16 protein-coding genes are annotated in these 12,616 nt (G+C 38.7%); all 16 read left to right on the forward strand.

Going from position 1 to position 12,616, the window contains the following annotated elements; translation table 11 throughout:
• Nucleotides 1-41: 41 nt before the first annotated feature.
• The 16 genes from Q4550_RS05295 to spoVAC all read left to right on the forward strand — a co-directional run bounded on the left by Q4550_RS05295 (nt 42) and on the right by spoVAC (nt 12,606).
• A complete protein-coding gene (locus tag Q4550_RS05295; RefSeq protein WP_303530862.1) occupies nt 42-581 on the forward strand; it encodes an NUDIX hydrolase in 540 nt (179 codons plus the stop codon).
• Between the two features lie 4 nt (nt 582-585).
• Entirely contained in the window at nt 586-1,749 is a 1,164-nt protein-coding gene (locus tag Q4550_RS05300; protein WP_303530863.1) for an endonuclease Q family protein, read from the forward strand.
• 72 nt (nt 1,750-1,821) lie between these two features.
• Entirely contained in the window at nt 1,822-2,463 is a 642-nt protein-coding gene (spoIIM, locus tag Q4550_RS05305; protein ID WP_303530864.1) for a stage II sporulation protein M, read from the forward strand.
• Between the two features lie 120 nt (nt 2,464-2,583).
• Nucleotides 2,584-3,063 carry a ferric iron uptake transcriptional regulator gene (gene fur / locus Q4550_RS05310; RefSeq protein WP_194222003.1) on the forward strand — a complete coding sequence of 160 codons (480 nt, stop codon included), beginning with the start codon at nt 2,584-2,586 and terminating at the stop codon, nt 3,061-3,063.
• 96 nt (nt 3,064-3,159) lie between these two features.
• Nucleotides 3,160-3,387 carry a YqzK family protein gene (locus tag Q4550_RS05315; RefSeq protein ID WP_371018615.1) on the forward strand — a complete coding sequence of 76 codons (228 nt, stop codon included), beginning with the start codon at nt 3,160-3,162 and terminating at the stop codon, nt 3,385-3,387.
• Between the two features lie 12 nt (nt 3,388-3,399).
• Complete coding sequence (xerD, locus tag Q4550_RS05320; RefSeq protein WP_194222002.1) at nt 3,400-4,290, forward strand: site-specific tyrosine recombinase XerD; 891 nt, start codon at nt 3,400-3,402, stop codon at nt 4,288-4,290.
• Between the two features lie 142 nt (nt 4,291-4,432).
• A complete protein-coding gene (gene deoB / locus Q4550_RS05325) occupies nt 4,433-5,611 on the forward strand; it encodes a phosphopentomutase (RefSeq protein ID WP_303530867.1) in 1,179 nt (392 codons plus the stop codon).
• A 21-nt stretch (nt 5,612-5,632) separates the two neighbouring features.
• On the forward strand, nt 5,633-6,457 hold the full coding sequence (locus Q4550_RS05330; RefSeq protein ID WP_303530870.1) for a purine-nucleoside phosphorylase: 825 nt from the start codon (nt 5,633-5,635) through the stop codon (nt 6,455-6,457).
• A 22-nt stretch (nt 6,458-6,479) separates the two neighbouring features.
• Nucleotides 6,480-7,781, forward strand: coding sequence for a pyrimidine-nucleoside phosphorylase (locus Q4550_RS05335; RefSeq protein WP_303530872.1), 1,302 nt, complete (start codon nt 6,480-6,482; stop codon nt 7,779-7,781).
• A 282-nt stretch (nt 7,782-8,063) separates the two neighbouring features.
• Nucleotides 8,064-9,242, forward strand: coding sequence for a D-alanyl-D-alanine carboxypeptidase family protein (locus Q4550_RS05340; RefSeq protein WP_303530875.1), 1,179 nt, complete (start codon nt 8,064-8,066; stop codon nt 9,240-9,242).
• Nucleotides 9,243-9,342: 100 nt separating this feature from the next.
• On the forward strand, nt 9,343-9,693 hold the full coding sequence (gene spoIIAA / locus Q4550_RS05345; protein ID WP_194221997.1) for an anti-sigma F factor antagonist: 351 nt from the start codon (nt 9,343-9,345) through the stop codon (nt 9,691-9,693).
• Nucleotides 9,693-10,133, forward strand: a complete 441-nt coding sequence (gene spoIIAB, locus Q4550_RS05350) for an anti-sigma F factor (RefSeq protein WP_194221996.1) — start codon at nt 9,693-9,695, stop codon at nt 10,131-10,133. The genes spoIIAA and spoIIAB overlap by 1 nt, the downstream gene beginning before the upstream one ends.
• Nucleotides 10,134-10,145: 12 nt before the next feature.
• Nucleotides 10,146-10,901, forward strand: coding sequence for an RNA polymerase sporulation sigma factor SigF (sigF, locus tag Q4550_RS05355; RefSeq protein ID WP_283154038.1), 756 nt, complete (start codon nt 10,146-10,148; stop codon nt 10,899-10,901).
• 201 nt (nt 10,902-11,102) lie between these two features.
• Nucleotides 11,103-11,720: a stage V sporulation protein AA gene (locus tag Q4550_RS05360; protein WP_194221994.1), complete on the forward strand. Its 618-nt coding sequence runs from the start codon at nt 11,103-11,105 to the stop codon at nt 11,718-11,720.
• The gene (locus Q4550_RS05365; protein WP_303530880.1) at nt 11,717-12,148 is read left to right on the forward strand and encodes a stage V sporulation protein AB; all 432 of its coding nucleotides are present in this window, start codon (nt 11,717-11,719) and stop codon (nt 12,146-12,148) included. Before Q4550_RS05360 ends, Q4550_RS05365 begins: the two co-directional genes overlap by 4 nt.
• Nucleotides 12,148-12,606: a stage V sporulation protein AC gene (spoVAC, locus tag Q4550_RS05370; protein WP_303530882.1), complete on the forward strand. Its 459-nt coding sequence runs from the start codon at nt 12,148-12,150 to the stop codon at nt 12,604-12,606. Before Q4550_RS05365 ends, spoVAC begins: the two co-directional genes overlap by 1 nt.
• The last annotated feature ends 10 nt before the right edge of the window (nt 12,607-12,616 follow it).

Genomic DNA, 12,616 nt, shown 5'->3' on the forward strand with positions numbered 1-12,616 from the left:
TGTATCGATTTGAATTTTTAGAACCAGGAGATGATGAACGAATGGACCATTTATATGAAAAGACCTTGCATTCAGAAACGATTTACGAAGGTCGAATTATAGACTTACGGGTGGAAGATGTTGAGTTACCAAATGGGAAACAAAGTAAGCGTGAATTAATTGATCATCCTGGTGCTGTTGCGGTTATTGCAGAGACGCCCGATCATAAAATTTTAGCCGTAAGACAATATCGTAAAGCCCTTGATAAAGCTATCGTGGAAATCCCAGCTGGGAAACTTGAACCAGGGGAGAAACCTGAAATTACTGCAGTTCGTGAATTAGAAGAAGAGACAGGATATACGTGTGACTCACTTGAAAAAGTGATCTCATTTTACACATCACCTGGTTTCGCAAATGAACTTGTTCATTTATACGTAGCAAAGGGATTAGAGAAAAAAGGAGAACAATCGGTTGATGAAGATGAGTTTCTTGATGTTCTTCATTTAACAATAGAAGAAATGGAAAAGATGATAGAAAGCCAGGAAATTCATGATGCTAAAACCGCTTATGCTCTCATGTATTTACAATTGAAATTGAAGTGATCCCATGAAACCATATTATGCAGATTTTCATATTCATATCGGGAGAACTAGAACGAACAAACCTGTTAAGATAACTGGTTCAAAAACGTTAACATTATCTCATATCCTTAATGAAGCTAGTGCAAGAAAAGGGCTTGATATGGTTGGCGTGATCGATTGTCACGTTCCTGAAGTTATGAAAGAGATAGAAGATTATTTGGAGAAGGGTGAATGTTATGAATTGAGTGAGGGTGGAATTCGGTTTGAATCTCTCACTCTCATTTTAGGTACAGAAATCGAAATCTATGATGAGAATTGTCAGGGTCCTATTCATGTACTAGTTTATTTGCCTGATTTAACAAAAATGAAACATTTTTCAGATTGGCTAAGAGCTAGAATGACAAATATTACTCTAAGTTCTCAACGCATATATGAAAGAGCGGAGGTCATTCAAGAAAAGGCAAAAGAGCTTGATGGTTTATTTATACCTGCCCATATATTTACACCATTTAAGAGCCTATTTGGAAAGGGAGTCCATCAGTCAATAAGCGAAGTTTTTGACCTAAACAATATTGATGGAATTGAATTAGGTCTTTCTTCTAACACACAGATGGCAGACCAAATTGAAGAACTTCATCGTTACCCATTTTTGACGAATTCAGACGCACATTCCACACAAAAAATAGCTCGAGAATATCAATGCTTATATTTAAAACAACCCACATTTCTTGAGTGGAAAAAGGCATTACAAGGCAAATATGACCGAAAAATTGCAGCGAATTTTGGATTAGACCCCAAATTAGGTAAATATTATGAGGCGATATGCTCTAAATGTAATTCTCCAGTTAGTCAGTTGGTTTGCGATTCATGCGGAAGTAAGAAGATTGTAAAAGGGGTGGCGAATCGAATTCAAGAATTGAGTTCAGCGTCGAAGTACCCTGTTCGTCCCCCATATGTACATCACGTTCCTCTAGACTTTCTACCAGGGGTTGGGCCAAAAACTTTCGAGCGTCTATTAGATTCTTTTAGTACGGAGATGAATATTCTTCACCGGGTGACTGAGAGTGATCTGACCGGCGTTGTAGGAGAGTCACTCGCTCATATGATCGTCCTTTCAAGGAGTGGGCAGCTTACGTTAGAACAAGGTGGGGGTGGAACATACGGTAAAGTTGTAAACCAAAAGAGATAATCTATCGATCAGTCATACGTTCAAAATCCATTTCATAGACTTTACCAAAGGTCGTATGAAGGAGGAAATCGTATGAATCGTAGCAGACATCTGAAGCAAATGATATCAACTCATCTATCAGATCATTTATCTCTCTACACATTTATTGCCGTATTGTTCCTCATGGGCATTGTATTCGGAGCCGTTATAGTCAATAGTCTAAGCTTCACTCAAAAAGAAGATCTTGCTGTATACTTGGGGCGTTTTTTTGGACAGGTATCAGATGGACAGTTCGCAACATCATCTGAAATGTTTCATCAAAGCTTAACTCATTATGCCAAATATATTGGTTTGATGTGGCTTTTAGGACTTACGATAATTGGTCTTCCAATTGTACTAATTATGCTCTTTCTAAAAGGGATAGTTGTTGGTTTTACAGTAGGTTTTCTTGTGAATCAAATGAGCTGGAAAGGCTTCTTATTGGCATTTGTTTCAGTCTTTCCACAGAATATTATAGCTGTGCCCGCGATGGTAATCGTTGCAACGGCTTCTCTAACTTTTTCGATTCGACTGATGAGGCAATTATTTATGAAACGCAGAATAGAACCGATTCTTCCTCCATTCTTAAGGTTTTCAGGGCTAGTTATATGTGCGCTAAGTTTTCTCTGTCTAGCAGCATGGTTTGAAGCTTATTTATCACCAGGATTGATAAAGGCCGTAGTGGAAATGAAGTAAATTATATTCATTATCAAATTAAAATCATTACAACATTAGGTTGATAATGATTTTAATTTGACACCGATTTCCCTACTGCTTATAATGAAAATGGCATCGATCGAGGGAGGGAAATGGGACATGGAAAGCAGAATCGATCGAATTAAGAAACATCTTCATTCTCAAAGCTATAAGTTAACACCCCAGCGAGAAGCAACCGTGCGTGTACTTCTTGAGAACGAAGAAGACCATTTAAGCGCTGAAGATGTGTATCTTTTAGTAAAAGAAAAATCTCCTGAAATTGGATTAGCAACTGTATATCGAACGCTTGAGTTATTAGCTGAATTGAAAATCGTTGATAAAATTAATTTTGGTGACGGTGTTTCAAGGTTTGACCTCAGGCAAGAAGGCGCTGCTCATTTTCACCATCACTTGGTTTGTATTGAGTGTGGCGCAGTAGATGAAATACAAGATGATTTACTTGGTGATGTAGAAAAGGTAGTTGAGAATGATTGGAACTTTAAAATTAAAGATCATCGCCTTACATTTCATGGGATCTGTCACCGTTGTCAAGGACAGGAAGATAAAGAACAGCCGGAGCAAGCCGTTAATCATTCATAATTGTAATAGAAGACATTTAAGAACCTGTATCTCCTAACGATGTATAAAATTCTCTATCCCTGGCATATCTTTTACTAGAGATGGAGGTGCGTTAGTTTGAGAAGGGGTTTATTGCTTGTTTTAGATACAATGAAAGTTTTCTTACTGTTCACAGGTTGTACATTACTGTTTTACTTTGGCATTCTCTGGGTAAATCAAGAGTACCAGAATTATCATCGGTATGATGTGCCACAAGGAAAAGCAGTGAAAGTCGTTCAAATGGAATCGGGTATTCAACACACTTTCCTTGAAAGGCTCAATTTGTTTTACCAGACAGGTGAATAAGGAGCGTTTACAATGGAAGATCAGGTACAGGATTTTTTGCACTATTTGATAGTTGAGCGGAGCCTGTCCAAAAATACTCTCGATGCATACAGGCGAGATCTCGCTCAATATCTAAAACATATAAAAGAAAATGAGAACATTTCCACTTTGGATGAAGTGCGACGTGTGCATATTGTTAATTATCTCTATACGCTAAGAGACAGTGGAAAAGCATCTACTACAATTGCTCGAAACATTGCTTCTATTCGTGCCTTTCATCAATTTTTACTTAGAGAAAAGGCAGTGGATCAAGATCCCTCTGTACATATTGAAACACCAAAAACAGAGCGGAAACTACCTAAGATTTTGTCAACAACTGAAGTAGAGCAACTGCTAGAGGCACCTGATTATTCGACTCCTTTTGGTAAACGCGATCGCGCAATGCTAGAAGTATTGTATGCAACAGGTTTACGTGTGAGTGAACTCATTGATTTGAAAATGGAAGATGTTCATTTAACTATGGGTTTCATTCGAACGATTGGTAAGGGGAATAAAGAACGAATTGTGCCTCTAGGTAAGATGGCAAGAGATGCCTTAACCATTTATTTGGATGAAGGTAGAGGGCAATTAATGAAAAAGAATAAAAACGAAATGCTTTTCTTGAATCATCGTGGTGAAAGCCTATCGAGACAAGGTTTCTGGAAAATTCTTAAAAAGCTTGCATTGAAAGCTAACATTGTAAAACCTCTTACTCCACATACACTTAGACATTCATTTGCAACCCATTTACTTGAAAATGGAGCGGACCTTAGAGCAGTACAGGAGCTACTCGGACATGCAGATATTTCAACAACACAGATCTATACACATGTAACTAAAGCGAGATTGAAGGATATTTATTCAACTTACCATCCAAGGGCCTAATAGGAGGCTTTCTCCAGAAAGAGATCTGGTCATTGGCCAGATTTTTTCTTTTTTCTGCTTTCGTAAACGCATTCATGCGTGAGTTTTTTTGTTTTTGAGGGGAATAGTAACAATAGATAGACATTGAATGAGGAGGATCATAATGACAAAACGATTTAAGAGAGTATTTTTGGTTGTAATGGACTCGGTGGGCATTGGTGAGGCTCCGGATGCTGATCAATTTGACGACCTGGGCGCAGATACTCTAGGTCATATCGCAGATCATATGAATGGTTTGAAGATGCCGAATATGGAGAAGCTGGGTCTTGGCAACATTCGCGAACTTAATGGGATTAGTAAAGCAGTTAAACCAATGGCTCATTATACAAAAATGATGGAAGCTTCGAATGGGAAAGACACGATGACTGGACATTGGGAAATTATGGGCCTTCATATAGAGCAGCCTTTTAGAACCTTCCCTAATGGATTTCCTGACGATCTCATCTCCGAGCTTGAAAGTAGAACAGGAAGAAAAATCATTGGAAATAAACCTGCTTCAGGGACAGAAATTCTTGTAGAACTTGGTGAGGAGCATATGAAAACCGGCGCACTTATTGTCTATACTTCTGCAGATTCTGTTCTTCAAATTGCAGCCCATGAAGATGTTGTTCCATTGGATGAGCTTTATCACATTTGTGAGATTGCAAGAGAAATGACAAAAGCAGAAGAATATATGGTTGGTCGAGTAATTGCAAGACCTTTTGAAGGTGAAGCTGGTAATTTTAAACGTACTTCTAATCGTCACGATTATGCGCTAAAACCTTTTGGTCATACAGTTATGAATGAATTAAAGGATAATGAGAAAGACGTTATTGCAATCGGAAAGATTTCAGATATTTATGACGAAGAAGGTGTAACAAAGTCTCTTCGTACGAAATCAAATATGGACGGCATGGATAAGTTGCTTGAAACTCAACAAATGCAATTTGAAGGAATCAGCTTCCTAAACCTCGTCGACTTTGATGCATTATATGGGCATAGAAGAGACCCGCAAGGTTATGGTGAAGCGCTAGAAGAGTATGACGAGAGATTAACAGAAGTTCTCGATCGAATGGAAGAAGATGATTTGTTATTGATCACAGCTGATCATGGGAATGATCCAATTCACCATGGAACAGATCATACACGTGAATATGTTCCATTACTTGCCTACCATAAAGGGATAAAAGAAGCAGTAGATCTCGGTATTCGTGACACATTTGCTGATATTGGAGCAACAATTGCGGATAATTTTGATGTAACGTTACCAAAACACGGGACAAGCTTTCTTAAAAAGCTTTAAGAATCAAGAGGAGGAACGAAAATGACAATTAAACAAGAAATTCAAGATGCATCATCCTATATACAAAGTCAAGTTGGAAAGTTTCGTCCAGAAATCGGGCTGATCTTAGGTTCTGGTCTTGGTGTACTGGCTGAAGAAATTGAAAACCCAATTCAAATCCCCTATAGTGACATTCCGAATTTTCCCGTCTCAACAGTAGAAGGGCACGCTGGACAATTTGTATTCGGAACGTTAAATGGAAAAGCAGTAGCAGCCATGCAGGGGCGTTTTCACTTTTATGAAGGTTATTCAATGGATAAAGTAACATTCCCCGTTCGAGTGATGAAAGAACTTGGGATTCTAAAAGTCATTGTAACGAATGCTGCAGGTGGTATAAATGAAGAGTTCCAACCTGGAGATTTAATGGTTATTGCTGATCACATTAATAACTTTGGAACAAATCCATTAATTGGACCAAATAGCAATGAGTTTGGACCACGTTTCCCGGATATGTCTACCGCTTATTCAATGGATCTTCAAGATTTAGCACAAGATACGGCAACAGAACTTGGAATGAAACTACAATCTGGAGTATATGTCGGAAATACCGGACCAACTTATGAAACCCCAGCAGAGGTTCGCATGCTGCGTACATTGGGTGGCGATGCAGTAGGTATGTCAACTGTACCAGAAGTTATCATTGCAAGACATGCGGGCATGGATGTACTTGGTATATCTTGTATTTCAAATATGGCTGCCGGAATTCTGGATCAACCACTTCACCATGACGAAGTGATTGAAACAACAGAGAAGGTAAAGGCAAACTTCCTTCTTTTGGTTAAAACAATTGTAAGTAAAATGGGTTAATGTAGAAGGGAGAGCTATTCGAATGAGAATGGTTGATGTTATTCAAAAAAAACGTAATGGAAATGAATTAACAAAAGAAGAAATTAATTTCTTTATTGAAGGATATACAAAGGGGGACATCCCTGATTATCAGGCGTCAGCTTTAATGATGGCGATTTATTTTAATGGGATGAAGTCAAATGAAACGGCTATGCTTACCCAAGCAATGGTAGAGTCTGGAGAAACAATCGATCTATCTGCTATAAAGGGTCATAAAGTGGATAAGCATTCAACTGGAGGAGTAGGTGATAAGACAACCTTTATCGTTGGTCCATTGGTTGCTTCTGTAGGTGTACCAGTTGCAAAAATGTCTGGTCGAGGTTTAGGTCATACCGGTGGAACTTTAGATAAGCTGGAGTCCATTAAAGGTTTCCACATTGAGATGACCAAAGAAGAATTTGTAAATAATGTGAACACACATAAACTTTCTGTAGCTGGTCAGACAGGGAACCTCGCTCCTGCAGATAAAAAATTATACGCGCTTCGTGATGTAACAGCTACTGTGGATTCCATTCCGCTGATCGCCGGATCAATCATGAGTAAAAAGCTTGCTTCTGGAGCAGATGGTATTGTTCTTGATGTCAAAACCGGATCCGGTGCTTTCATGAAGAAGCTTGAAGACTCAGAAGCTCTTGCTAAAGAAATGGTTAACATCGGAAACAACCTTGGACGAAACACTGTGGCAGTTATTAGTGATATGAGTCAGCCGCTTGGTTTTGAAGTAGGAAATGCAAATGAAGTTCGAGAAGCTTGTCAGGTTCTTCAAGGAGAAAATATCGAGGATCTACGCCTACTTTCTCTAGAACTTGCTTCACATATGACAGTGATAGCTGGTGCTTTCGATGACTTTGAGACGGCGTATAAAACACTTGAAGAGAATCTTCAAAATGGAAAAGCGTTTGAATCATTTAGAACGCTCGTTCAAGCTCAAGGTGGGGATGTATCCGTCATTGATGATCTTTCTAAACTTCCACAGGCAAAGCATGATATTGAAGTTTCGGCACAGCAAGATGGGTATGTAACAGAAATTGATGCTGAATCTGTTGGTGTTGCTGCTATGTATCTTGGTGCAGGAAGAGCGACAAAAGACGATCAAATTAATCACGGCGTTGGGATTACGCTGAAGAAAAAAGTCGGCGATAAAGTGGAGAAAGGCGAAGCAATAGTCGTTCTTCACAGTGATGAAGAAGACGTTCAGAACTCAATCGATAAAATTAATGAAGCGTACACTCTTTCTAAACAAGCTGCTGAAAAGCCACAGCTGATTTATAAGGTTATTAACTAATTAATGTAAGGTAGTATCTTGAGAAGTCTCTTTTGGGGGGCTTCTTTTTTTTGTGTTTAGCTAAGTTAGCTTATCCTGTTGGTTCTCGATTTTTAGTTTATTCGAGTGACATCTTCTTCTCAGAGCGTAATTAAGGCAATAATCTACTATTTCATTAACATGCTATAAATCCGTGAAAAGATTTAAGGAGAGTGAATGCGATTATCAATAGAGGATATAGAATTCGTATATTTTTCCAAGATGTTGGAAATCCTTGTAATACTAAGAATGGAGGGATCACCAATGAAAGTTGTTGCAACAGCGCTCGCCTTCTTGCTGGGAGTAACTCTTATTGTTCCTTCTTTTGCGCATGCAGAAGAAGCAAAGCTAAAAATCGCAGAGAATTCTTCTTCCGCTATTTTGATTGAGCGAGATACAGGTGAAGTATTGTTTGAAAAAGATAGTGATAAAAAGCTTCCTCCTGCAAGTATGACTAAAATCATGACAATGATCTTAATTATGGAAGCGATTGAAAGTGGAAAAGTAAGCCTCGATCAGAAAATTAGAGCAAGTGAATATGCTGCTTCGATGGGTGGTTCGCAGATTTTTCTTGAGGCAGGGGAAGAAATGACAGTTAACGATATGTTAAAAGGTATCGCGATTGCTTCCGGTAATGATGCTTCGGTAGCAATGGCTGAAGCGATCGCTGGTTCGGAAGAAGAATTTGTTAATTCGATGAATGCAAAGGCAAAATCAATGGGGCTTCAAAACACTCATTTTGTAAACCCTACTGGATTACCTGCGGAGGGTCATTATTCCACTGCAAATGATATGGCCCTTATGGCTAAAGAGCTTCTTAAATATGAATTGATTACAAAATATACTGGATTATATGAAGACTACCTAAGGCAGGATACAGATAAGAAATTTTGGCTCGTTAACACTAATAAGCTTGTTAAATTTTATCCTGGTGTAGATGGATTGAAGACAGGATTTACAAGTGAAGCAAAGTATTGTCTTACGGCAACGGCGAAAAGAGATGACATGCGAGTGGTGGCTGTTGTAATGGGGGCTCCATCTCCAAAAGTACGTAATGCGGATATTACAAAACTGTTTGATTATGCATTTTCTCAATATAAAACACATAAATTATTTGATCGAAACAACATCGTGAAAGAAGTGAAGGTAAATAAAGGAGATCAACCTACCATGTCTGTTGTAACATCTGAACGAGTTTCCGTTCTTCTTAAGAAAGGGCAAGAAAACGGTAAAATTACAACAAGCATCAAAGTCAATAAGAATATAGAAACACCTGTTAAGAAAGGGGAAGAGGTAGGTGAGTTGTCTGTGAAAATAGATGGTCACGTGACAGCTACTTCTCCTGTTATTGCTGACAAAGACATTCAAAAAGCTTCCTGGTGGCAGCTGATGAAACGGACAGCTGCGCAGTTCGCCAAAGCACCTACTCAAACTGTCAAGTGATCACCTCTTTCATCGAAATCTCACTAGTTTTGTCATGAAGAAGGAATTAACCCTGTAAAGAGAGAAAAAACTCACAAGCAAACATGAGGAGGAATGTGACGTGAGTCTTTCGATCAATCTTGAAGTGCGCCATCCCGTTCTTTTGATTCGTCTTGATGGAGAGTTGGATCATCATACATCAGAAGAACTAAGAGACAGGGTAGATTCGATTATTGAAGAGCGTAAAATTGAACATATTGTGCTAAGTCTAGACGGTCTTTCATTCATGGATAGTTCAGGTCTCGGTGTTATTCTAGGGCGGTACAATAAAGTGAAGAGTTTTGGAGGAGAAATGGTCGTATGTTCAATCTCTCCACCTGTTAAGAGATTGTTTGAAATGTCAGGTCTCTTTAAAATTGTGAGGCTTGAGGCTGATGAGCAGCATGCCCTCGCTACTTTGGGGGTGGCATAATGAGAAATCGTATGGATATCGAGTTCTCTGCGCTCAGTCAAAATGAATCATTTGCTCGTGTGACTGTAGCAGCTTTTATTGCGCAGCTCGACCCTACTGTTGATGAACTTACTGAAATCAAGACAGTTGTATCAGAAGCTGTTACAAATGCCATTATTCATGGTTATGAGCAAAATTCTGAAGAGAAGGTTTACATTTCAGTCGAGTTAAATGACGACACGGTCAATTTAACAATTCGTGACCACGGAATCGGAATTCTTGACCTTGAGGAAGCAAGACAACCTTTGTTTACAACAAAGCCTGAATTAGAGCGATCAGGGATGGGCTTTACAATTATGGAGAATTTTATGGATGAGGTCAAAGTGGAGTCTGCAAGTGGCCAGGGTACGACCATTCACTTAATGAAGTATCTATCAAAAAATAAAGCGCTATGTAATTAAGGGGACCTGCATATGGACGTGGAGGTTAGAAAAGGGAAGCAGTCGCAACTGAAGCCTGATGAAGTGAAGGAATTGATTAAACAAAGCCAGAATGGGGACCAGGGAGCAAGAGACCTTATTGTTCAAAAGAATATGCGTCTCGTTTGGTCCGTTGTGCAACGATTTCTAAATCGAGGGTATGAAGCGGATGACCTGTTCCAGATCGGTTGTATTGGTTTGTTAAAATCCGTGGATAAGTTCGATCTAAGTTACGATGTGAAATTCTCCACCTATGCGGTACCAATGATTATTGGGGAAATTCAGCGCTTCATTAGAGATGATGGAACAGTGAAAGTGAGTCGATCCCTTAAAGAAACTGGAAATAAAGTTAGGAAAGCGAAGGATGAGTTATCGAAAACGCTCGGCAGAACGCCTACAATTAATGAAATTGCAGAACGAATAGAAGTTACGCCGGAAGAAGTTGTAATGGCACAAGAAGCTGTAAGGGCACCAACTTCTATTCATGAAACGGTTTATGAAAATGATGGAGATCCCATTACTTTACTCGACCAAATTGCCGATCATACAGATAGTGCTTGGTTTGATAAATTAGCCCTTAAGGAAGCATTGCAGTATCTTGATAATCGTGAGAGATTAATCGTTTATTTAAGGTATTATAAAGATCAAACTCAGTCTGAAGTGGCAGAAAGACTTGGGATTTCTCAAGTTCAAGTATCGAGACTGGAAAAGAAAATATTAAAACAAATTAAAGAACAGATGAGCAAATAGCTCATTCTGTTCTTTTTTTGTGTGCAATGGCTTTTTTTACCTGAATAAAAATCGAGCTATCACTAAGATTAATAAATGGACGATATAAAAAGGTCCCACACTTCTAGGGAATTAATGGTACTTAGGTTGCTAAAGAATGAGAGTCATTTAGTAGAAACATACTATAACCAATATGCCCCTTGAATAAGGAGGTGGAGGATCATGGATAGTCAGATAATATATCTTCGACTTAGGCAAAAAAAGAAAGTGCCGCCTAATAAGAAGCTATTGATTGGTGATATTGCTCAGCTCATAGGAGAAGATTCTTGCTGTAGTAAGGTGGAGAATATCCACATTTACCATGTAACGAAAGAAGATAAGAACTTAGTCGTAATTGATGTTATGAAAGTCATTATGTCAATCCATAGCGAAATGGAAAACATTGAGATTCAAGTGGTTGGTCCTACACAAACAATTGTAGAAGTTCAATATCCAAAGAAGAAATTAGCACCCGTTTATTTTGTTCTTATCTGGTTTTTATTATTTATTGGTGCGGCCCTCGCAATTATGAATTTTCATGAAGACGTCAGTATGAGAGAGGTTCATCAGCAAATATATAAAATTGTGACTGGAATCGACAATCCCAAACCACTGCTTCTACAAGTACCATACTCATTTGGACTTGGAATTGGGATGGTCCTTTTCTTTAATCATCTTTTCAAAAAGCGGTTTAATGAAGAACCGAGCCCACTTGAAGTGGAAATGTTTAATTATCAACAGGACCTTGATCAATACGTCATCGTTCATGAGAACGAAGAAAACGGAAATTCGAAGCCATGAATGTTCAATTTGTCTTAGTGATGTTAATCGGATTTGCTGAAGGGATTGCGGTTGGGGCTGGATTTGTTGCATTTCTTTCAGTTCTTGGCATTATCCCTAGACTCACTCAATTGTCCAAAACGTTACACCTCATTCGTTTTTATGAATGGGGGATCATTGTAGGTGCTGTAGTGGCAAGTTGGTTATCGTTAAGAAATCCAACTCTTGGCCTGCCCAAATTTGTAGTGATCCCAATTGGACTTGGTGCAGGTATATTTATTGGGATGTTAGCAGCAGCATTAACAGAAGTACTTAATGTCTTGCCAATATTAACGAAACGGATTGGGTTTATAGATAGAATTTTGGTTTTACTAATGGCTATAGTACTTGGTAAAGTATTCGGATCATTGTTTCATTGGACAATTTTTGTGGATGGAGGGATCAAGTAATGAAAAAATCATTAAACGATAAGGAAAAGTATAGTCAGAACATTAAAGAGTATCAGCCAAAGCCGCCGTATTTTTTCAACTGTATAAAGGCGTTTGTTGTAGGTGGATTTATTTGTATGTTCGGGCAAGGTGTTCAGAATTTCTATATCAATGTTTTTGATTTTTCTAAAGAAAATGCTGGAAACCCGACTGTTGCCACTCTCATTTTGATCGCAGCTATATTAACGGCTTTCGGTTGGTATGACAAGCTTGGTCAATTTGCGGGGGCAGGTTCAGCTGTACCAGTTACAGGTTTCGCTAATTCGATTACAAGTGCTGCTCTCGAGCATAAAAGCGAAGGGATTGTACTTGGCATAGCAACCAATATGTTTAAACTTGCTGGATCAGTCATAGTGTTTGGCGTCGTTGCGGCTTACATTGTAGGAATGGTCAGAATGATTTTTAAAGCCCTGGTATAAGGAGAGAACC

Origin of the sequence: Anaerobacillus sp. 1_MG-2023 (assembly GCF_030547345.1) — a bacterium.
Lineage (GTDB): Bacteria > Bacillota > Bacilli > Bacillales > Guptibacillaceae > Guptibacillus > Guptibacillus hwajinpoensis_B.

What these genes read in the sequence shown, in the direction of transcription:
- Q4550_RS05295 (WP_303530862.1), top strand. Translation starts at nt 42, where the DNA reads ATGGACCATTTATATGAAAAGACCTTGCATTCAGAAACGATTTACGAA.
- Q4550_RS05300 (WP_303530863.1), top strand. Translation starts at nt 586, where the DNA reads ATGAAACCATATTATGCAGATTTTCATATTCATATCGGGAGAACTAGA.
- spoIIM (WP_303530864.1), top strand. Translation starts at nt 1,822, where the DNA reads ATGAATCGTAGCAGACATCTGAAGCAAATGATATCAACTCATCTATCA.
- fur (WP_194222003.1), top strand. Translation starts at nt 2,584, where the DNA reads ATGGAAAGCAGAATCGATCGAATTAAGAAACATCTTCATTCTCAAAGC.
- xerD (WP_194222002.1), top strand. Translation starts at nt 3,400, where the DNA reads ATGGAAGATCAGGTACAGGATTTTTTGCACTATTTGATAGTTGAGCGG.
- deoB (WP_303530867.1), top strand. Translation starts at nt 4,433, where the DNA reads ATGACAAAACGATTTAAGAGAGTATTTTTGGTTGTAATGGACTCGGTG.
- Q4550_RS05330 (WP_303530870.1), top strand. Translation starts at nt 5,633, where the DNA reads ATGACAATTAAACAAGAAATTCAAGATGCATCATCCTATATACAAAGT.
- Q4550_RS05335 (WP_303530872.1), top strand. Translation starts at nt 6,480, where the DNA reads ATGAGAATGGTTGATGTTATTCAAAAAAAACGTAATGGAAATGAATTA.
- Q4550_RS05340 (WP_303530875.1), top strand. Translation starts at nt 8,064, where the DNA reads ATGAAAGTTGTTGCAACAGCGCTCGCCTTCTTGCTGGGAGTAACTCTT.
- spoIIAB (WP_194221996.1), top strand. Translation starts at nt 9,693, where the DNA reads ATGAGAAATCGTATGGATATCGAGTTCTCTGCGCTCAGTCAAAATGAA.
- sigF (WP_283154038.1), top strand. Translation starts at nt 10,146, where the DNA reads ATGGACGTGGAGGTTAGAAAAGGGAAGCAGTCGCAACTGAAGCCTGAT.
- Q4550_RS05360 (WP_194221994.1), top strand. Translation starts at nt 11,103, where the DNA reads ATGGATAGTCAGATAATATATCTTCGACTTAGGCAAAAAAAGAAAGTG.
- Q4550_RS05365 (WP_303530880.1), top strand. Translation starts at nt 11,717, where the DNA reads ATGAATGTTCAATTTGTCTTAGTGATGTTAATCGGATTTGCTGAAGGG.
- spoVAC (WP_303530882.1), top strand. Translation starts at nt 12,148, where the DNA reads ATGAAAAAATCATTAAACGATAAGGAAAAGTATAGTCAGAACATTAAA.